General features: G+C 40.1%; 20 protein-coding genes. 14 read left to right on the top strand and 6 right to left on the bottom strand.

Features of this window, described 5'->3' with window-relative positions; translation table 11 throughout:
- The 4 genes from A1QC_RS10755 to A1QC_RS10740 form a co-directional block, all read right to left on the bottom strand.
- On the bottom strand, nucleotides 1–735 hold the full coding sequence (locus A1QC_RS10755) for a lysine/arginine/ornithine ABC transporter substrate-binding protein (RefSeq protein ID WP_017025043.1): 735 nt from the start codon (nucleotides 733–735) through the stop codon (nucleotides 1–3).
- A gap of 117 nt (nucleotides 736–852) precedes the next feature.
- Entirely contained in the window at nucleotides 853–1,581 is a 729-nt protein-coding gene (artP, locus tag A1QC_RS10750; protein WP_017025042.1) for an arginine ABC transporter ATP-binding protein ArtP, read from the bottom strand.
- A gap of 249 nt (nucleotides 1,582–1,830) precedes the next feature.
- Entirely contained in the window at nucleotides 1,831–2,544 is a 714-nt protein-coding gene (locus A1QC_RS10745; RefSeq protein WP_017025041.1) for a DUF3581 domain-containing protein, read from the bottom strand.
- A 201-nt stretch (nucleotides 2,545–2,745) separates the two neighbouring features.
- Complete coding sequence (locus A1QC_RS10740) at nucleotides 2,746–3,054, bottom strand: hypothetical protein (RefSeq protein WP_026025806.1); 309 nt, start codon at nucleotides 3,052–3,054, stop codon at nucleotides 2,746–2,748.
- Nucleotides 3,055–3,649: 595 nt separating this feature from the next.
- On the opposite strand from A1QC_RS10740, the gene thrS reads away from it, so the two are divergent.
- The 7 genes from thrS (at nucleotide 3,650) to A1QC_RS10705 (ending at nucleotide 8,320) form a co-directional block, all read left to right on the top strand.
- Nucleotides 3,650–5,575, top strand: coding sequence for a threonine--tRNA ligase (gene thrS / locus A1QC_RS10735; protein WP_017025039.1), 1,926 nt, complete (start codon nucleotides 3,650–3,652; stop codon nucleotides 5,573–5,575).
- A gap of 3 nt (nucleotides 5,576–5,578) precedes the next feature.
- Nucleotides 5,579–6,130, top strand: a complete 552-nt coding sequence (infC, locus tag A1QC_RS10730; RefSeq protein WP_084021877.1) for a translation initiation factor IF-3 — start codon at nucleotides 5,579–5,581, stop codon at nucleotides 6,128–6,130.
- Between the two features lie 171 nt (nucleotides 6,131–6,301).
- Nucleotides 6,302–6,496, top strand: coding sequence for a 50S ribosomal protein L35 (rpmI, locus tag A1QC_RS10725; RefSeq protein WP_017025037.1), 195 nt, complete (start codon nucleotides 6,302–6,304; stop codon nucleotides 6,494–6,496).
- A 36-nt stretch (nucleotides 6,497–6,532) separates the two neighbouring features.
- Nucleotides 6,533–6,886: a 50S ribosomal protein L20 gene (rplT, locus tag A1QC_RS10720; RefSeq protein WP_017025036.1), complete on the top strand. Its 354-nt coding sequence runs from the start codon at nucleotides 6,533–6,535 to the stop codon at nucleotides 6,884–6,886.
- A gap of 204 nt (nucleotides 6,887–7,090) precedes the next feature.
- Nucleotides 7,091–7,546: a GNAT family N-acetyltransferase gene (locus tag A1QC_RS10715; RefSeq protein ID WP_017025035.1), complete on the top strand. Its 456-nt coding sequence runs from the start codon at nucleotides 7,091–7,093 to the stop codon at nucleotides 7,544–7,546.
- Nucleotides 7,547–7,567: 21 nt separating this feature from the next.
- Entirely contained in the window at nucleotides 7,568–7,936 is a 369-nt protein-coding gene (locus A1QC_RS10710; RefSeq protein ID WP_017025034.1) for an MmcQ/YjbR family DNA-binding protein, read from the top strand.
- Nucleotides 7,937–8,017: 81 nt separating this feature from the next.
- Complete coding sequence (locus A1QC_RS10705) at nucleotides 8,018–8,320, top strand: YkgJ family cysteine cluster protein (RefSeq protein WP_017025033.1); 303 nt, start codon at nucleotides 8,018–8,020, stop codon at nucleotides 8,318–8,320.
- A gap of 36 nt (nucleotides 8,321–8,356) precedes the next feature.
- On the opposite strand, the gene A1QC_RS10700 is transcribed toward A1QC_RS10705, so the two are convergent.
- The gene (locus A1QC_RS10700; RefSeq protein WP_017025032.1) at nucleotides 8,357–9,061 is read right to left on the bottom strand and encodes a tRNA (adenine(22)-N(1))-methyltransferase; all 705 of its coding nucleotides are present in this window, start codon (nucleotides 9,059–9,061) and stop codon (nucleotides 8,357–8,359) included.
- 187 nt (nucleotides 9,062–9,248) lie between these two features.
- Here A1QC_RS10700 and A1QC_RS10695 point away from each other — a divergent pair, with 187 nt between their 5' ends.
- The 3 genes from A1QC_RS10695 to A1QC_RS10685 are packed head-to-tail and all read left to right on the top strand — an operon-like array spanning nucleotide 9,249 to nucleotide 10,988.
- A complete protein-coding gene (locus A1QC_RS10695; protein ID WP_017025031.1) occupies nucleotides 9,249–9,644 on the top strand; it encodes a GFA family protein in 396 nt (131 codons plus the stop codon).
- Between the two features lie 50 nt (nucleotides 9,645–9,694).
- Complete coding sequence (locus A1QC_RS10690) at nucleotides 9,695–10,423, top strand: SIMPL domain-containing protein (RefSeq protein ID WP_017025030.1); 729 nt, start codon at nucleotides 9,695–9,697, stop codon at nucleotides 10,421–10,423.
- A 22-nt stretch (nucleotides 10,424–10,445) separates the two neighbouring features.
- Nucleotides 10,446–10,988, top strand: a complete 543-nt coding sequence (locus tag A1QC_RS10685) for an NUDIX domain-containing protein (RefSeq protein ID WP_017025029.1) — start codon at nucleotides 10,446–10,448, stop codon at nucleotides 10,986–10,988.
- A gap of 69 nt (nucleotides 10,989–11,057) precedes the next feature.
- Here the strand turns inward: A1QC_RS10685 and A1QC_RS10680 are convergent, their stop codons facing one another.
- Nucleotides 11,058–12,212 carry a PQQ-dependent sugar dehydrogenase gene (locus tag A1QC_RS10680; RefSeq protein WP_017025028.1) on the bottom strand — a complete coding sequence of 385 codons (1,155 nt, stop codon included), beginning with the start codon at nucleotides 12,210–12,212 and terminating at the stop codon, nucleotides 11,058–11,060.
- A gap of 341 nt (nucleotides 12,213–12,553) precedes the next feature.
- Here A1QC_RS10680 and pheS point away from each other — a divergent pair, with 341 nt between their 5' ends.
- From pheS to ihfA, 4 genes are all read left to right on the top strand, one after another.
- Nucleotides 12,554–13,534, top strand: coding sequence for a phenylalanine--tRNA ligase subunit alpha (gene pheS, locus A1QC_RS10675; protein ID WP_017025027.1), 981 nt, complete (start codon nucleotides 12,554–12,556; stop codon nucleotides 13,532–13,534).
- A gap of 18 nt (nucleotides 13,535–13,552) precedes the next feature.
- Entirely contained in the window at nucleotides 13,553–15,967 is a 2,415-nt protein-coding gene (pheT, locus tag A1QC_RS10670) for a phenylalanine--tRNA ligase subunit beta (RefSeq protein WP_017025026.1), read from the top strand.
- Nucleotides 15,968–16,364: 397 nt separating this feature from the next.
- A complete protein-coding gene (locus A1QC_RS10665) occupies nucleotides 16,365–17,978 on the top strand; it encodes a peptide ABC transporter substrate-binding protein (RefSeq protein ID WP_017025025.1) in 1,614 nt (537 codons plus the stop codon).
- Nucleotides 17,979–18,863: 885 nt separating this feature from the next.
- Nucleotides 18,864–19,160 carry an integration host factor subunit alpha gene (ihfA, locus tag A1QC_RS10660; protein ID WP_017025024.1) on the top strand — a complete coding sequence of 99 codons (297 nt, stop codon included), beginning with the start codon at nucleotides 18,864–18,866 and terminating at the stop codon, nucleotides 19,158–19,160.
- Nucleotides 19,161–19,171 lie beyond the last annotated feature (11 nt).

Below are 19,171 nucleotides of genomic sequence, written 5' to 3'. Positions count from 1 at the left end.
TTATTTTGTGCCGAAGTACTTATCAAAAATTACTTTGTATTGACCATTTTCTTTTACTTTTTCCAATGCTGCATTGAATTGGTCGACTAAAGCTTGGTTATTTTTATTTACAGCAATACCAAAGCCATTGCCGAAGTAATCTTTATTCGTAACGGATTCGCCAACATAAGCCAGTTTGTCATCTTTTTTAAACCATTCAGCAACAACCGCAGTGTCTCCAAATACACTGTCAATACGGCCATTTTGCATATCAATAAATGCATCTTGGTAGCTTGCATAAGGTACTGACACGACATCAGACATTTGATCGACTAGGAAACTTTGATGAGTTGAGCCATTTTGAACACCAACACGTTTACCTTTTAATGCGGCTTGATCGGCGATTTTGCCTTTCACAGAAACAAATGCTGCTGAGTTATCGTAATAAGCATTGGTGAAGTTAACTTGTTCTAAGCGAGCTTCGGTAATGTCCATAGCAGAAATAGCTGCATCATAACGTTTGAATTTTAACGCAGGGATTAAGCTATCAAATGCTTGGTTTTGAAAGGTACATTTTGCTTTCATCTCGTCACACAATGCATTAGCTAGATCGATATCAAAACCTTGGATTTGGTTGTTATCATCCATGTATTCAAACGGTGCGTAGGTGGCTTCTGTCGCGAATTTAATTTCTTCTTGCGCAAAGGCATGAGTAGAAGCAAGGCCAATCAAACTAGCAAGTAGAATTTTTTTCATTGTATAACTCCATCTATATCTGTGATTTTATTGTTAAGTGGTTGATTGCATAGAGAGTCAATTTTTCTCAAAATATAACAAGATCAACTCAAAATAATATTAAGTAATTAGAATTTATTAATGGTTTAAATAATCAGCAAAAGCCTTAGATTTAGGATGGGTGAAGCTGGAGTTATCTCCATACTCAACGACATGACCTTTTTCCAAGTAGAGTAGGTGGCTAGCTATCTTTTTCGCAAAATCGACTTCATGAGTGACGATCACTTGAGTGATACCTGTTTTGCTTAATTCTTTTATGATGGTAACGATTTGTGAGGTGATTTCTGGATCAAGAGCTGCGGTCGGTTCATCAAATAATAAGACATCTGGCTTCATCATTAACGCTCGAGCAATTGCGACGCGTTGTTGTTGACCGCCAGATAGCTGTAAAGGCCACGCATCGACTTTATCCGCAAGTTGTAATGTTGTGAGAATCTTTAATGCTTCCTCTTTGGCTTCAGCTTTGGACATACCAGCCACTTTAATCGGAGCTTCAATTAAGTTATCGAGGACACTCATGTGAGGCCAAAGGTTATATTGTTGAAAAACCATGCCAACTTTTTTACGCAGAGCAAGACCTTTCTTTTCAGAAATAGGGTTGGAAAAGTCAAAAGATTCGTTTGAAATGGTAAGCTGACCGCTATCCGGTACTTCTAATAAATTTAAAACCCGAAGCAATGAACTCTTACCTGCACCACTTGGGCCAAGCAGTACCAAAGTGTCACCTGCTTCACATATGAAGTTCACATTATGTAGAACTTGGTTTGATCCATAAAATTTATTGATTGCGTTGACTTGAATACTCATGCTTCCATTCTGCATTAATTATCACTAGGCGGATATACTAAACAGCGGCACATATTATGCAAGAAAAATGTAATGAAAAACGATAATTGAGTAGATCTATCTGAAATTCATCTTTAACTCAATACTAATCATAATTCTAGTTATTGCTTGATTATTGTTTGGCATCACCACATCTATCCATTATGGGCTCCATAAAAAAAGCCGAAAGTGCGGTACTTTCGGCTTTCTCTTTATTCTTATTCTTATTTATTAATGTGCGGCTAAAAATGCGTCTTTGCGTTGATTAAATCGAGTAACTAAATCATCCACATCATTTTGTTCATAAGGTTTTAAGCCACTTGCGACCATTTTCTTCACGCCTTTTCCAACCACGAGGCCATCTTCTTTAAAATCGAAGTTGAGTGTGACGACGCCACGTTTACCTGAGATATCAAAGGTTGCTCCAGTAAAGGAGACTTCAGGATGAGAAAGGTCTAAACGAGAAAATTCAATATCCATGCTTTCATAAATGACTAATGGGCGTTGGGCATTTATCATCATTTGTTTCTCTTCCATAAGAGGAACCATGATGTGAGGGAAGTTCATCCCTGAGAATTGGACGTAGTTAGTGACAACGTGTTCGATAAATTCTTGATTCTGGCTTACTTCACCTTCGTGATGCATCAACAAATATTCTTTACCATTAGTATCGACTAATGCGCTGTCATGCTCACCTTTTTCTTCTACTTTAAGCGCAATTCCTTCACTTACCATGCCAGAGAAGCGAAAACTCATTTTTTGGCTGATGCCTTCTTGCTGTAACAACACAGCGAAGAGAAGATCACCCGGCACACAAAAACGTTTGTTGTCTTCATCGTGGATAGGGTTGAAATCACCAGCGACTTTTTTAGCAAAATGACTTGCTTGCTGGCGAGTAAATTCGAAAGCATTATCTTGAGTTGAGAAATAAGGTGTTAAAAACATAATTCACTACTAGTAGAAAAAACAGCCGCGATTATATATGACAATTGACTATAATTGGTCAGTCCAGTAGAAAAAATTCAAAATAAGTGCGTTTTTATGCCAATTAAAGCATCAATTAGTGAGGTGAGTATGTTTTTAAATCAACCTTAGGTTGAAAATTAACCGCTTATTGCAGGGGGGCTACTGATAAATTTAATCTCCTTAACCAGAGCGTTCAATCGGGTAAATATTGCAATATAGTTCTTTTTCAAACTGTCTTTCGAGTGTTTCCCGCCAGTTTTTTGAATCATTAATTGAGATCAGATAAAAATTTTCTCTAGCGGTGTCAGTGACAAATGCAATACCAAATTGCATAAGCTCATAGTGGGTATCATGCACAAAGTCTAAATTGAAGCCTTGTCGCCCTGTTAAACGATTAATGTCTCGACGAGTCAAAATGACACCTTGTTTCTCATGAAGGAATTTGTCTTTTAACCACCCAGCAAACTCTTTTGCACTCACCATAGTTATTCATCCTCATGGCAATCTAACGTAAATGTTGATTGTAACGTTAAGGGTTGCTCCTAGTATTTTACTCATGCTTACTTTGAATAAAATTAAAAATAGATCTTCAATAGGAGGTGTCTGGCCTATTGCTAAGACGTAATCACTCTATAATCGGTGAGGGATGTGCCTATATTTTTTAGCAAGCTAATCAATATTCTAGACAATGAAATCTGAGTTAACCAGTTTATATCTCTTTCAATTAAGAGTTATTACTACTGTTAATACTCTTCATTTTCTTGTAAAGCTTTTTCCGTAACGCTTGTGGGGTTGCGCTGTGTTTTGTGTGGGATTGTAGGTTTTGTGATTTTATTTATCGTTTTAGTAAGAAATGTAATGAGCAAGTTTTTTCTTTAATTATTGCAGATAGCTTTCAATTTCATTCTAATTCTTTAGAATGTTGTTCCTTTCTCATATTGGTTGGTAAATTTTGATTTGTACCAAAATGTGCACCAATTTGAGACTTGAATGAAATTTATCATCTTAACTGGTTGATTTATCGGTTAAATAATTAAAATCATGTGCTACTTGGTATGTGGCACCACTGAGAATAGGAAAAATCATGCCTGTAATTACTCTTCCTGATGGCAGTACTCGCCAATTCGACAATGCTGTTTCAACAATAGATGTTGCTTTATCTATCGGTCCTGGTCTTGCAAAAGCAACCATCGCTGGCCGTGTTGATGGCAACCGTGTCGATGCGTGCGATTTAATTGAAAATGATGCGAGTTTAGAAATCATTACGGCTAAAGATGAGGATGGTTTAGAAATCATTCGTCACTCTTGTGCGCATCTACTTGGCCATGCCATCAAACAACTTTTCCCAGAAGCTAAAATGGCGATTGGTCCAACCATCGACCGTGGCTTCTACTATGATATCGATCTTGAGCATTCATTAACGCAAGAAGATTTAGATGCGATTGAAAAGCGCATGAAAGAACTTGCGAAAACCAAGTATCAAGTTGTTAAGAAAAAAGTAAGCTGGCAAGAAGCGCGTGATGCGTTTGACGCTCGTGGCGAAAGCTACAAGATTGAAATTTTAGATGAAAACGTTGCTCGCGATGATCGTCCTGGCTTGTACCATCACGAAGAATACATCGACATGTGTCGTGGTCCTCACGTACCAAATATGAGCTTCTGTCAAAACTTCACATTATTGAATGTAGCAGGCGCGTATTGGCGTGGTAATAGCGACAATAAAATGTTGCAACGTATCTACGGCACTGCATTTGCAGACAAGAAACAATTGAAAGAGCATCTTGTTCGTTTAGAAGAAGCCGCGAAGCGTGACCACCGTAAAATCGGTAAGCATTTGGACCTGTTCCACATGCAACAAGAAGCACCGGGTATGGTGTTCTGGCATCACAACGGTTGGTCAATCTTCCGTGAGTTAGAAGTCTTTGTTCGTGAAAAACTGACAGAATACGATTACCAAGAAGTAAAAGGTCCATTAATGATGGATCGCGTACTTTGGGAACGTTCTGGTCACTGGGACAAATACGCGGATGCGATGTTCACAACCTCTTCAGAGAACCGTGAATACGCAATCAAGCCAATGAACTGCCCAGGTCACGTACAGATCTTTAATCAAGGTTTGAAGTCGTACCGTGATTTACCATTGCGTATGGCAGAGTTTGGCTCATGTCACCGTAATGAACCATCAGGCGCTTTACATGGCATTATGCGTGTACGTGGCTTTACACAAGATGACGCGCATATCTTCTGTACGGAAGACCAAATTCAAGACGAAGTAAAAGAATGCATCAAAATGGTGTATGACGTTTATAACACCTTTGGTTTTGATAATATCGTGGTTAAATTGTCGACACGTCCTGAACAACGTGTCGGTAGCGATGAAATTTGGGATAAGTCAGAAAGTGATCTGAAACTGGCTTTGGAATCGATGGATATCCCATACGAGATCCAAGAAGGTGAGGGGGCGTTTTACGGACCTAAAATTGAATTTACATTGCATGACTGTTTAGATCGCGCATGGCAATGTGGCACGGTTCAACTTGATTTCAATTTACCGGGTCGTTTAGGTGCTACTTACGTGGGTGAAAATAACGAACGAGTCGTTCCAGTTATGATTCACCGCGCAATTTTGGGTTCATTAGAACGCTTTATCGGTATTTTGATTGAAGAATATGCTGGTTTCTTCCCAACTTGGTTAGCACCTGAGCAGGCAGTCATCACCGGAATTACCGATAAACAAGCCGATTATGTGCAACAAGTTGCACAAAAACTGCAAAAATCTGGCTTTAAAGTGAAAGCGGACTTGAGAAATGAGAAGATTGGCTTTAAAATCCGCGAACATACTTTAAAGCGTGTACCATATATGCTTGTTTGTGGTGACCAGGAAATGGAAGCTGGCGAAATAGCTGTACGTACACGAAAAGGCAAGGACCTCGGTAAATTCAAAGTTGAAGATTTCATTTCTTATCTTCACGCCGATGTTTCAAGCCGTAAGCTCAATCTGGAGGAATAACCTATTAAAGGCGGAAGAAAAGGCCAACAACCGGCCAAGCAAAATCAGCATCGTTTAAACGATGAAATTCGCGGCGTCAAAGAAGTACGCTTAACAGGTGCAGACGGCGAACCAGTAGGTGTTGTCACGACTGAAGAAGCACTTGAAATGGCTGTTGAAGCTGGTATGGATCTGGTAGAAATCAGTCCAAACGCTGAACCACCAGTCTGTCGTGTGATGGACTATGGTAAATTCCTCTTTGAAAAGAGCAAAGCTGCTAAAGAGCAGAAGAAGAAGCAAAAACAGGTCCAGATTAAGGAAATTAAATTCCGTCCTGGGACTGATATCGGAGACTATCAGGTAAAACTACGCAACCTGACACGTTTCCTTGAAGACGGCAACAAAGTGAAAGTAACTATTCGCTTCCGTGGTCGTGAAATGGCCCACCAAGAAATTGGCGTGGACGTTCTAAACCGTTTGAAAGCCGACACTGAAGAGTTAGCAGTGGTTGAATCTTTCCCAACGCGTATAGAAGGTCGCCAAATGATTATGGTATTGGCGCCGAAAAAGAAGTAATTAACGGCCTACAAGTAATGAAACCTCACTGCCTACTGTAATAGGTTAGGTGGAGGGGTTTTATTCGCCCTAATTACATATTATTAACCGATATGTTTATTAACACTGCGTTTTTTAAAGCTATTTTTAGCACGTAGAACGATTAATACATACAATGCGGAGTTATTCATCATGCCTAAGATGAAAACAAACCGAGGCGCTGCGAAGCGTTTCAAAAAAACTGGTGGCGGCTTTAAATTCAAGCACGCTACAAAACGTCACATCCTGACTAAACGTACTACTAAAAACAAGCGTCAGCTTCGTCCAAACGCCATTCTTCCTAAATGTGAAGTTGCTGGTGTTAAACGTATGCTTCCATACGCTTAATTTTTTTAGTTTATTTAATAGTTTAGGAGAAGCATAATGCCTCGCGTAAAACGTGGTGTACAAGCTCGTGCACGTCATAAGAAAGTTCTAAAGCAAGCTAAAGGTTACTACGGAGCACGTTCACGTGTTTACCGCGTAGCTTTCCAAGCAGTTACCAAAGCTGGTCAATACGCATACCGTGACCGTCGCAATAAAAAGCGTACGTTCCGTCAATTGTGGATTGCTCGTATTAATGCTGCATCTCGTCAAAATGGTCTATCTTACAGCCGTTTCATCAACGGTCTTAAGAAAGCATCTATTGAGATCGATCGTAAGATCCTTGCTGACATCGCTGTATTCGACAAAGTTGCTTTCGCAGTACTTGTTGAAAAAGCGAAATCTGCTCTTTAATTAGAACAGTAAAGCTATATTGAAAAGGCAGACTTCGGTCTGCCTTTTTTTATGCTTTTGGTTTTGTTGGTGATGTTAACTCACCATGCTCGCTAATTCTTTTAAAGCAATTATGTCTTTTCTCAATCAGGCAATGGCATTAATGGACAGATAATAGCCACAGATGTACTGTTAAATTTGTCGTTACTCCCACAAGGAATAGCAATGAAAATCATCAAAGTAAGCATGGAAGAAGTCGGCTTAGTTACTCCTTTATTTGATATGTATCGAGTATTTTACGGCCAAGAATCAGATATAAAACTTGCTGCCTCATTTATAGAAGAAAGAATAATTAATAATGACTCGATCATTTTTCTTGTAAAAGATGATCAGGGATTGAGCATAGGTTTCACACAGCTTTATCCATGTTTTTCTTCGGTATCAGCAAAACGCACTTGGATACTGAATGACTTGTTTGTGGTTCCTAAATCACGAGGGCTCGGTGTAGGAAAATTGCTATTAAATACAGCCAAAGAATTTGCAAAAAGTACTCATTCAAAAGGGATAGCACTAGAAACAGCTCATGATAATGTGGGTGCTCAAAAACTTTACGAGTCGTTAGGATATAAACGAGATAGTGGGTTTTACAGCTATTATTTAAGTTTGAATACCGAACAATAATATTGAGTAAGCGTAAGTAATATGACATTTGAAGAGTTTAATCAGTTTTGTGGTTCATTTGCCGCATCAACCCATGTGATTCAATGGGGGAACTCTCATGTTTGGAAAGTAGGTGGCAAGGTGTTTGCTATTGGTAGTCAGCACAATACTAAGCAGCCTGCCTATACATTCAAAACATCACCGTTAAACTTTGAATTTTTGAGTGATCACCAAGGCTACAAGCCTGCACCATACCTCGCGAGCCGGGGGTTTAAATGGATTCAGCAAGTTGATTCATCAGATGAAAGGTCGGAAGAATTAGAATATTACCTCACAGAATCTTATCGTCTGGTGGTGTCTGGTCTTTCTAAGGTCAAGCGAAAAGCGTTAGGTCTCGAGGGTATGGACTGAGTTTGCTCGAACTCTCGTCGGTCCTGTCATTACAAGTTTGATTAGCGTACCATGCAACAATCAATCTCAATCTAGTATTTTATGACTTTAGATATAAAAAATATCACCGAAGCTGTACCACATCCTGAACTGACGTGTACGACATGCCATGCTTGTTGTTGTCGCTTAGAAGTGATGATTATTACCGACACAGGCGTGCCTGAAGAGCACATTGCTTATGATAAGTGGGGTGGCGAAACCATGCTTAGATTAGACGATGGTTGGTGTTCGGCATTAGATCGTGAAACGTATATGTGCACCATTTATGAAAATCGACCATGGATTTGTCGAGAGTTTGAAATGGGATCTTATGAATGTAAAACCGAACGTACCGAGCAGATGTAACAAGCACGATAAATACTAATGCCTCGCTATTTTGATTTAGTCTTTAAATAGCGTGTTAATACAGACCGATTGGTAAGCCTTAATAATCGGTTGAATTATTTCTGATTGGCTCAGTAACATGCGTTGGTAATGCTGAAGTGTTTTAGTTAAGTATTGTTGCGCGATTTTTTCTTGTTGTGGGGTGCTAGCATCCCAAATCCGTTTTCCGACTAAGCTGATTTGTTCAGATGATTCAAACGATGCTACAGGGTGGCTCGAAAGTAAAATCACTTCATAAAAACGCTGATTGTCTTCGATCAGTACTTCATCTAGTAAAGATAAGTTGAGCATGTTGAGTTGTTTGCGTACTGCGTATTGTTGATACACAGGGCAAATCAAAAAATCAATATCTAGGTGTGAATATTGCACCTGTAAGGCGTTGATAAAGCGTGTCATCAAATCACCACCTACGCCAGCAATAATTACCAGATGCCTTCCTGAATAAGTTTCCAATGGCAAGGCCGCGACATCTAAACAATGGGTATGCCACGTTGATGCTGAATTAGAAAAAAACTGTTCTAAACGAGTTGCTACGTTTTGCATTAATTCAGGGACGATATCCACAAAATGAATATTAGGTGCCGCATGGCGAGTCAGTAACGCCGCACCTAGAAAACCATGGTCACAACAACAATCCCAAATATGGTCATAATCATCGGCTACCATGTCATCAATTTGCTTTAATCTTTTGCTTAATTTCACGTACTGCTCATTAGATTGGGAAACCGCAGTATTGTAATGGGTTTGATGAGGTAAGCGAAGGGAAAATGAGGAAATAAAGGCTGTGATTCTGACCGTAGTTTCACTGGTTCATCATGTCAATTTTAACGCGTCTCATCTATTATCAATATGTTATTAATACCGATAATGGTCAAAATTAAGGAATAGCATGATTAAGAAAGTCGGGAATACGGATATTTTATCTAAGCATAAAGCTACCTGTCATTGTGGCACGGTTGAGTTAGAACTGAGCTTACCCAATGGTATTGAAAAACCGAGACGTTGTGATTGTTCCTTATGTCGCCGTCGAGGAGCTATTGCGGCTTCTGTGAAATTAGATGGTATTAAGATTATTAAAGGGCAAGAAGCTTTACGTTTATATCAATTTAATACCCGTACGGCGAAACACTATTTTTGTTCTGTTTGTGGTATTTACACTCATCATCAAAGACGTTCTGATCCGACGGAATATGGGTTTAATGTTGCTTGTCTTGAAGGTGTGAATCCATTCGATTTGGGTGACGTTGTCACTAGTGATGGAGTGAATCATCCATCAGATCGATAACGGAATCAATAACGGCGCAATTGACAACATGAAAAGAAGAGGTTGCTAAAATGAAAATCGATTTTCAACATTCGAATGTGAATGCGTTAATTTTAGGTTTGTTTATTTGTGTAGGGTTAAGTGTATTAGGTTACCAACTTGGTAGCGCTGCTATTCAATACAAACAATTTGAACGTAGCGTAACAGTGAAAGGTTTGGCAGAAAAAGAAATGACGGCAGATGTAGTCATTTGGCCGATACAATTTACCGCCGCCAATAATGACTTAGAAGGTTTGTATAATGATGTTGATCGTAATACCGAGAAGATTAAAGCCTTCCTATTATTAAAAGGGGTTTCACCCGATGCGATCAGTTTTAGTACGCCCTCTATTGTCGATAAATCCGCGCAACAATGGGGTAATGATGCAAGAGCTGAGTTTCGTTATTCAGCGACTCAATCTGTGACGGTATATTCAAATAACATCGGTATCGTGCGAAATGTGATGGCTGAACTTTCAGAATTAGGTAAGCAAGGCATCGTTTTTACTGGAGACAGTTATGCTGCACAACCGGAATACATTTTCAGTGACTTAAATGCAATTAAACCTGCAATGATCGAAGAGGCTACTAAAAATGCTCGTGTTGTGGCAGAAAAATTTGCGAAAGATTCAGACAGTCAATTAGGTAAAATAAAAAATGCGTCACAAGGGCAATTTACAATTTCATCCAGAGACAGAAACACGCCTTATATAAAGAAAATCCGAGTGGTTTCTACGGTTCAATATTACTTGTCTGATTAAGGCTAAATAACGAGAGTTTTCTATGAAAGAAATCATCACATTGAGCTCAACCGTCGTCTATCAAAATAAATGGATGACGGTAAGAGAAGATAAAATCAAGCGAGAAAGTGGAGCCGAAGGGATTTTCGGTGTGGTTGAAAGGCCTGATTTTGTTGTGGTTATTCCCATTGATGGTGATGATATTTACTTAGTTGAACAATATCGTTATGCCGTTGAAGAGCGTTTATTAGAGTTGCCGCAAGGGGCTTGGGAAAGTGAGCCCAATGCCGATCCATTAACTCTCGCGGTCGGTGAATTGAAAGAGGAGACAGGTTTAGTTGCCGAAAAAATGCAATACGTTGGTTTTCAGTATCTAGCTTATGGATATTCCAATCAAGGTTATCACATATACCTTGCCACAGGCTTAACGCAACAAACGACTCAATTGGATTGTGAAGAAGAAGGCTTAGTGGCGAAAAAAATACCGTTATCGGAATTTGAGCAACGGATTATTTCCGGTGAAATTAAAGATGCAACCAGCGTGAATGCGTATGGTTTAGCTAAGTTGAAGGGATTGTTAGTATAACTCACAATAATCACTTAATTATGAAACCCAAGAGTAAGCCGTCTTGGGTTTTGTTTATTCAAATATCAACTATCCCTGTGGCGTGATTCGATACAACTTACCGCTATCAGTCGAAAAATAAATCCAGCCTTGATCATCAATAATGATATCTCGAACTCTTTGCTTAAGATCTTCAACCAGTCTTATTTCTTGCTTAGGCTGTAACTGTTCATCGAAAGTCACCACATTGATATGAGTGCCCGCTAAAGCGCCGATAAGCAAAGCACCATTGAGTTCAGGAAAAGCGTTACCTTGATAAATCACCGCCGAACTTGGGGCAATGGAAGGGATATATACCTTTACTGGATCTTCAATATTCGGCAGTGTTTTTGCATCGCCAACATCCAGTGGCCCCCAATACTCTTTTCCATGTGAGGTTTTCGCCCAGCCGTAATTTAAGCCGGGTTTAATAATGTTGATTTCATCGCCTCCACGCGGGCCGTGCTCGATTTCCCATAATACTTTTCTATGATGGTCATACACTAACCCTTGAGGGTTGCGATGGCCATAACTCCATATTTCATCTAATGCCTTTTTATTACCGATAAATGGATTGTCTTTCGGTATAGAGCCATCAATGTTTAAGCGCAGTAATGTTGCCGCATGGTTTTGAGGGTTTTGCCCATTATCACGCTCACCACGATCGCCAACGCCAAAGAAAACGTGCCCAGAATCATCAAAAGTAATTCGACTGCCAAAGTGTTTGCTGCTGTTGTTGGCAGAATTCGTTACTAATAAATCTTGCCAGTGAGTCAGCTTTTTATTGGTAGTGTCCAATTGGGCCCGCGCAAGAGTGGTCGCAGAATCGCCGTTGTTTAATGGCTTAACGTAAGTAAAATAAAACCATATTTTCTTGTTGGAATCGGTAAAGCGAGCGACATCTAATAAGCCGCCTTGTCCTGATACTTTGATATCAGGAAGCCCATTAATTTCAATTTTTTGCTTACTTTTTAGATCGAACAGATACACATGACCGTTACGTTCGCTCATCAGTAACTGTTGTTCATCTACCCAATCCATCCCCCAAATAACCCCTAAATCATCGGACACCACCGTGGTGGTATAGGCTTGCTTGAGATCGGAATTAGCTTGAGCGGTGGAAAATGAAAATAAAAGGGTTGTGGCACTCAAGACAGCAATAGCGGAATAGTGTTTACATTGAGAAAAGACAGAAGGCATCGACATAAAATCACTCGCAGTTTCATTCTGGATATTATTACTTTGGTCGCTCAGTGGGTAAAAATCGAGCGCGAAATCGTAAATAGACGTGACAATTTGAATTGCAGCGAAAATAAAGCCTTATTTCTGATGATTTCGGTTTGGCTTTAGGGGCCGCATTCATTACTATATAGGGCTATTTTTATCGGCTTTTTATCATTCCAGATTTTATCTGAAGAGTCAGTTTGCCATTTTGCATAACTTTTTGATTCGTAAGTTAACGATAAAGATGTTGAGCAAAATGGCAGTATAAATCGCCTTATTTATGACATTACCCACAAAACTACCCATCGGTAGGTGAGGAAACGATGCAATTAGAACAAATCATTGCCAACGCAACGGCAGCAATTGAACAGGCACAGTCTGTCGCAGCACTCGAAGATGTGCGTGTTCAGGTTCTAGGTAAGAAAGGGGATTTAACCCTACAACTTCAAAGCCTAGGTAAACTTCCACCAGAAGAGCGTCGCACTGCGGGTCAAGAGATCAACAAAGCGAAAGGTGTCGTTCAACAAGCCATCGCGGATCGTAAAGATGCACTGCAACGCGCAGAACTTGAAGCCAAGCTTGCAGCTGAAACGATTGATGTTTCTCTGCCTGGTCGTCGTATCGAAAATGGTGGTTTACACCCGGTTACGCGTACTCAAGAGCGTATTGAGCAATTCTTTGGTGAACTTGGCTTTAGCGTAGAGTCTGGTCCTGAAATTGAAGATGCCTTTCATAACTTTGATGCATTGAATATCGCACAAGATCACCCAGCACGTACGGATCACGACACCTTCTTCTTTAACCCTGATTTAATGCTACGTACGCATACGTCAGGTGTTCAGATCCGTACCATGGAAAATGGTAAACCACCATTTCGTTTCATCGCTCCTGGTCGTGTATATCGTAACGATTATGACCAAACTCACACGCCAATGTTCCACCAAGTGGAAGGCATGTTAGTGGATGAAAATGTTAACTTTGCTCAACTAAAGGGCATTTTGAACGACTTCTTATGCAATTTCTTTGAAGAAGAAGTGGAAGTGCGTTTCCGTCCGTCTTATTTCCCGTTCACAGAGCCTTCAGCAGAAGTGGATGTAAAACGTAAAGATGGCAAATGGCTAGAAATCTTAGGCTGTGGCATGGTTCACCCTAACGTGCTTCGCAGTGTTGGCATTGATCCTGAAAAATATTCAGGTTTTGCATTCGGTATCGGTATTGAACGTTTAACCATGCTTCGTTATGGCGTAAATGATTTACGTGCGTTCTTTGAAAACGATCTTCGTTTCCTTAAACAATTCAAATAACCGATAGGATTAATCACAATGAAATTTAGCGAATCATGGCTTCGTGAGTGGGTTAGCCCAGCGGTTACGACTGACGAACTAGCACATCAAATTACAATGGCAGGCTTAGAAGTCGATGACGTGCTTCCTGTAGCTGGCAGCTTTACTGGTGTTAAAATCGGTAAAGTAGTGGAGTGTGGTCAACACCCAGACGCCGACAAATTACGCGTAACTAAAGTTGATGTTGGCGCAGAAGAATTATTAGATATCGTTTGTGGTGCATCAAACTGTCGTTTGGGTATCAAGGTTGCAGTTGCCACTGTTGGCGCAGTATTGCCTGGCGATTTCAAAATCAAAAAAGCCAAATTACGTGGTCAACCTTCACACGGTATGTTGTGTTCATTTAGTGAGCTAGGTATTGATGTCGAATCTGACGGTATTATGGAACTGGCAGAAGATGCGGTTATTGGAACCGATTTCCGTGCATTCCTTGGCCTAGATGACGTGACCATTGATGTGGATCTGACCGCAAACCGTGCCGATTGTTTCAGCATCCGTGGTATGGCGCGTGAAGTTGGCGTATTGAACCGCACAGATGTTGCTCAACCGAATACCGATGCCGTGGCAGCAACCATTAACGATACGGTTTCAATTGCAGTGAAAGCGTCAGCTGCGTGTCCACGTTACCTTGGCCGTGTGGTTAAGAATGTCAACGTACAAGCGCAAACCCCACTTTGGATGCAAGAAAAACTGCGTCGTTGTGGTATTCGCTCTATCGATCCAGTGGTTGATATCACGAATTTTATCTTGCTTGAGCAAGGCCAACCAATGCACGCATTCGATCTTGCTAAGATCGATGGCGGCATCGTGGTTCGTATGGCGGAACAAGATGAAAAACTGACGCTACTTGATGGCACAGAAGCGAAGCTTAATACCGATACACTCGTGGTGGCTGATCACTCTAAAGCACTGGCGATTGCCGGTATCTTTGGCGGTCAAGATTCAGGTGTGAGCACAGAAGCCGAAAGCGAAACGAAAGACGTTCTATTAGAATGTGCGTTCTTTGCACCGGATCATATTCGTGGTCGTGCTCGTAACTATGGTTTGCATACGGATTCTTCTATGCGCTTTGAACGTGGCGTGGATTACGCACTGCAAGCAAGCGCAATGGAACGTGCAACAGCGTTATTGGTTGAAATCTGTGGTGGTGAAGTGGCTCCAGTGGTTGCGGTTGAATCAGACGTTGAATTACCAACACCAAATAAAGTGGCTTTACGTCGCACCAAACTAGATAACTTATTAGGTCATCGTATTAGCGACAGCGATGTGGTTGAGATCCTTGAGCGTCTAGGCATGAGCGTTGAAACCACCAATGAAGGTTGGACAGCGGTTGCGCCAACATGGCGTTTTGATATTGCAATTGAGCAAGATTTGATTGAAGAAGTGGGCCGTATTTACGGTTACGACAATATTCCAAATCAAGCACCTGTTGCAGCGCTTAGCATGAATGAACATAAAGAAGCGAATCTACCGCTGAAACGTGTTCGTAATCTGCTGGTTGACCGTGGTTATCACGAAGCGATCACATACAGCTTTGTTGAACCAGAGCAACAAAAATTGGTTGTGCCAAATGTTGAGCCATTGATCTTACCATTCCCAATTTCTGCGGATATGTCAGCAATGCGTCTTGGTTTGATCCAAGGTTTGTTGAACACAGTGGTTCACAACCAAAAACGTCAACAACCTCGTGTTCGTTTATTTGAACATGGTTTGCGTTTTATTCCTTGTGAATCAGCTGAAAATGGCATGCTTCAAGAACCAATGCTGGCGGGCGTCATTGCCGGTACTCGCAGCGAAGAACATTGGGATATTGAAACTAATACTGTCGATTTCTTTGATTTAAAAGGCGATCTAGAAGCGATTCTTGAATTGTCGGCGAATGATAAAGCTTATAGCTTTGCGTCGGTCAGTCACCCAGCGCTTCATCCTGGTCAATCGGCAGCAATCATTGTTGATGCAGGCTTGGAAACTGAGCGTCCTGTTGGTGTGATTGGTACGGTTCACCCAGAGCTTGAGCGTAAGTTTGGCTTGAATGGTCGCACTATCGTATTTGAAATTGAATGGTCTGCGATTGATTCTCGCGTGATCCCAGAAGCCGTTGCGGTTTCTAAGTTCCCTGCAAACCGTCGTGATATCGCTGTTGTAGTTGATGATTCTGTCGCCAGTGGTGATGTCGTTAATGCTTGTCTTACACATGGTGGCGAGTTATTAACGGGCGCGCAATTGTTTGACGTTTACCAAGGCAAAGGCGTAGAAGAAGGTAAGAAGAGCCTTGCTATCGCACTAAGCTTGCAATCGGTTGAACGTACACTGGAAGATGCGGATATTGCATCATCCGTTGATGCGATTGTAGCGGCGTTAAGCGAGCAGTTTGGTGCTCACTTGCGTGATTAGCTTGTATATAAATTGAGATGATTGGTTTTGCTATCCGATTTATCTGAGTAAATACGATAACTGGATAGTTACATAAATCTTGGTTACATCGAACCCGCTTTTGTTTCGACAAAAGCGGGTTTTTTATTGTATGCGTTAAGAAGTTGCGACCATTAATTGGAACAGAACGACAATTTAGAAATAAGTAATAAAACTGAAAGTTCTTTGTTAACAATTATGTAACATATATCTCAGTTACTTGAATTAAAAAAAGATATAAAGTGACCGCAGTTTTCATTAGGAAGTTGAACAACTGTCAGCATTGCTGTTCATCGAACGAAGAGTCGAGAGGGTAATGTGATTTTGCTGTACTTAAGAAAGTGCTAAGTATGAGCTTAAAATATAATAAGGAAATCAGATGCAAAAAATAACAAAAACGCTATTAGCCACAGCCATTGGTTTGTGTGTTACCGCGCCCAGCTTTGCCGCACAAGTGCCTGAAGGGGTGCAATTAGCGGATAAGCAAGAATTGGTGCGTGGAAATATGGATGAAGTACCCACGCTTGATCCTAGCATGTCTTCAGATACAGCAAGTTCACGAGTGATTGTCGATATGTTTGATGGGCTAGTCACTGAGGATTTACAAGGGAACGTCATTCCAGGCTTGGCTCAAAACTGGGATATCTCTGAAGATGGTACACAGTATACTTTTCATTTACGTGATGCAAAGTGGTCGAATGGCGATCCGATCAAAGCCAGTGACTTTGTGTTCAGCTTCCAGCGTGTTGTTGATCCTAAGACTGGAGCACCATATTCGTGGTATGTGTCAATGGCCAGCATTGTGAATGCCGATGCAATTACCAAAGGTGAAAAGTCAGCAGATACTTTAGGTGTTAAAGCTTTAGATGATCAAACTCTGCAAATTACGCTGACCAAACCAGTACCGTATTTTACCAAGATGCTTGCCCATGAAACCACGTTTGCATTGCCAGAAAAAATAATAAAACAATATAAAGAAACTTGGACAAAACCTGAAAATATTGTGGTGAGTGGGGCATATAAACTCTCTGATTGGGTGATTAATGAAAAGGTGGTTTTAGAGCGTAATAGCCGCTATTGGAATGATAAAGAAACGGTTATTAATAAAGTTACTTATCTACCGATTTCAGATGTGAATGCAGAGTATAATCGTTTCCGCACTGGTGAAATTGATATTACCTCAGTTGTTCCACTTGAACTTTATCAAACGATTAAAAAAGAACGACCTGATGAATTGCTAACGATGCCATCGTTAGGAACCTATTACTATTTGTTTAATATGAATAAAAAGCCGTTTGATGATCCAAGAGTTCGTAAGGCGCTGGCTTATTCTATTGATAGAGATGTTGTGGTTGAACGTATTTTAGGTCAAGGGCAATTACCCGCTTATAGTAATACACCTCCAGCCGTTGCAGGGTTTGAAGTACCAAAGCTTGAATGGGCTGAAATGTCACAAAAAGATCGTAACCAAAAAGCCAAAGATTTATTAAAGGCAGCTGGGTTTGATAAGGACAATCGACTTAAGTTTGAATTAGACTATAACACCAGTGAAGCTCATAAAAAGCTCGCTATTGTTGCTGCTTCTATGTGGAAAAAGAACTTGGGTGCAGAGGTGGTGATTGCAAACCAAGAATGGAAAACCTTTTTACAAACCTTATCTTCAAAAAACTTTTCTGTTGCACGATACGCGTGGATTGGCGATTACAATGAAGCCTCCACTTTCCTTTCTTACTTTGATTCAACAGGGTTGAATTATGGTGGTTGGAGCAATCCTGACTATGACTCTACGTTGAAAATGGCCTCATTTGCTAAAACAGAAGTGGAGCGAGCAAAACTTTATCAACAAGCAGAAAAAATCTTTGTGAAAGAAATGCCTGCGATTCCGGTCTATTTTTATACTCGTTCCGTATTAAAGAACGCAAAAGTAGGAGGGTACAGTAAAAATAATGCTTCTGAACGTCGGTACACTAGGGACTTATATATTGAAAAATAAGAGATAATTGACGGTATGCTAACCAATCACTTACTTGACTTGCGTAAGGTGTCTTTTTACAGCATTTATAATTTAGCTTTTTTATGAATAGATTGTAAGGCGAATCTGACTTTCAACTTTTTGTTAATTAGATCTCAATTAAGCAATTGAAAAAACGCTATAAAATAGTTGGTCTTATAGCAAAGTGGCCTCAAGGGACTTTCCCCAGTTAAGGTTGGAAATTGTCTCTTCCGATTGCTTGGCTAATTATTTAGATGATGAATATTTAATATTTTAGTTTTTTAGTCAAACTTTATTAACGTGTTAATTATTTTATTGCTCTGAGTAAAGATCAAACGAAGTGAATGATTTAATAGTGAAAATTTTGAGCTGTCAGCGGTAAGTCTCAATATTGAGCATGTGGATAAACAAGACGAGTTTCATGATGTTCGGATAGGACTATGAACATAAAAATGGAACTTTATTCACGATGATTACTCACACTATTTTGCTTTAGTAGTTAGTGAAATGCTAAATTTAAGTATTTGCTTTTATTAGTGAAGTTGGTATAAAAGCAAGATTTTTTTTGCTGTAGTATGAATTTTTAATGAATTTGATCTTGATCGCCTGGTTATGACAATTAGTATTTAATGTTGTTAATTTAATTATTGTCGTGTTAATTATCTAACTATTACGGTAAGTGTGGTTTTAAGTATATAATTTCCGCTTAATTTTAGCTTAATTTGAAACTTATCACTAATGACGAGAACCATGCGTAATTAAAAAAATTTGGCGAAAATCATAAGGTTGGCATACACTTTCGAGGTTATATTCAGCTTTAAGCTTGCTGACTATGTTAATGCTATAAATACCACATAATCTGTGGTGATAAATGAGGGATGTTTTATGGCGCTCACTAAGGCCGATTTGGCTGAAAACCTGTTTGAGAAACTTGGTTACAGTAAACGTGATGCCAAGGATACTGTTGAAGTGTTTTTTGAAGAAATTCGTAAAGCTCTAGAGGATGGAGAACAGGTTAAATTGTCTGGTTTTGGTAACTTTGATCTTAGAGATAAAAGTGAACGACCAGGACGAAACCCTAAAACTGGTGAAGATATTCCAATTTCTGCACGCCGGGTTGTAACGTTTAGACCGGGTCAGAAACTTAAAGCTCGTGTTGAAAATATTAAGATAGAAAAATAACACAGACTGAG

Origin of the sequence: Vibrio rumoiensis 1S-45, assembly GCF_000286955.2 — a bacterium.
Lineage (GTDB): Bacteria > Pseudomonadota > Gammaproteobacteria > Enterobacterales > Vibrionaceae > Vibrio > Vibrio rumoiensis_A.
The sequence above is the reverse complement of the archived record's forward strand: the minus strand, read 5'-3'. Positions and strand labels throughout refer to the sequence as shown.

What these genes read in the sequence shown, in the direction of transcription:
- A1QC_RS10755 (WP_017025043.1), bottom strand. Translation starts at nt 735, where the DNA reads ATGAAAAAAATTCTACTTGCTAGTTTGATTGGCCTTGCTTCTACTCAT.
- artP (WP_017025042.1), bottom strand. Translation starts at nt 1,581, where the DNA reads ATGAGTATTCAAGTCAACGCAATCAATAAATTTTATGGATCAAACCAA.
- A1QC_RS10745 (WP_017025041.1), bottom strand. Translation starts at nt 2,544, where the DNA reads ATGTTTTTAACACCTTATTTCTCAACTCAAGATAATGCTTTCGAATTT.
- thrS (WP_017025039.1), top strand. Translation starts at nt 3,650, where the DNA reads ATGCCTGTAATTACTCTTCCTGATGGCAGTACTCGCCAATTCGACAAT.
- rpmI (WP_017025037.1), top strand. Translation starts at nt 6,302, where the DNA reads ATGCCTAAGATGAAAACAAACCGAGGCGCTGCGAAGCGTTTCAAAAAA.
- rplT (WP_017025036.1), top strand. Translation starts at nt 6,533, where the DNA reads ATGCCTCGCGTAAAACGTGGTGTACAAGCTCGTGCACGTCATAAGAAA.
- A1QC_RS10715 (WP_017025035.1), top strand. Translation starts at nt 7,091, where the DNA reads ATGAAAATCATCAAAGTAAGCATGGAAGAAGTCGGCTTAGTTACTCCT.
- A1QC_RS10710 (WP_017025034.1), top strand. Translation starts at nt 7,568, where the DNA reads ATGACATTTGAAGAGTTTAATCAGTTTTGTGGTTCATTTGCCGCATCA.
- A1QC_RS10705 (WP_017025033.1), top strand. Translation starts at nt 8,018, where the DNA reads ATGACTTTAGATATAAAAAATATCACCGAAGCTGTACCACATCCTGAA.
- A1QC_RS10695 (WP_017025031.1), top strand. Translation starts at nt 9,249, where the DNA reads ATGATTAAGAAAGTCGGGAATACGGATATTTTATCTAAGCATAAAGCT.
- A1QC_RS10690 (WP_017025030.1), top strand. Translation starts at nt 9,695, where the DNA reads ATGAAAATCGATTTTCAACATTCGAATGTGAATGCGTTAATTTTAGGT.
- A1QC_RS10685 (WP_017025029.1), top strand. Translation starts at nt 10,446, where the DNA reads ATGAAAGAAATCATCACATTGAGCTCAACCGTCGTCTATCAAAATAAA.
- A1QC_RS10680 (WP_017025028.1), bottom strand. Translation starts at nt 12,212, where the DNA reads ATGTCGATGCCTTCTGTCTTTTCTCAATGTAAACACTATTCCGCTATT.
- pheS (WP_017025027.1), top strand. Translation starts at nt 12,554, where the DNA reads ATGCAATTAGAACAAATCATTGCCAACGCAACGGCAGCAATTGAACAG.
- pheT (WP_017025026.1), top strand. Translation starts at nt 13,553, where the DNA reads ATGAAATTTAGCGAATCATGGCTTCGTGAGTGGGTTAGCCCAGCGGTT.
- A1QC_RS10665 (WP_017025025.1), top strand. Translation starts at nt 16,365, where the DNA reads ATGCAAAAAATAACAAAAACGCTATTAGCCACAGCCATTGGTTTGTGT.
- ihfA (WP_017025024.1), top strand. Translation starts at nt 18,864, where the DNA reads ATGGCGCTCACTAAGGCCGATTTGGCTGAAAACCTGTTTGAGAAACTT.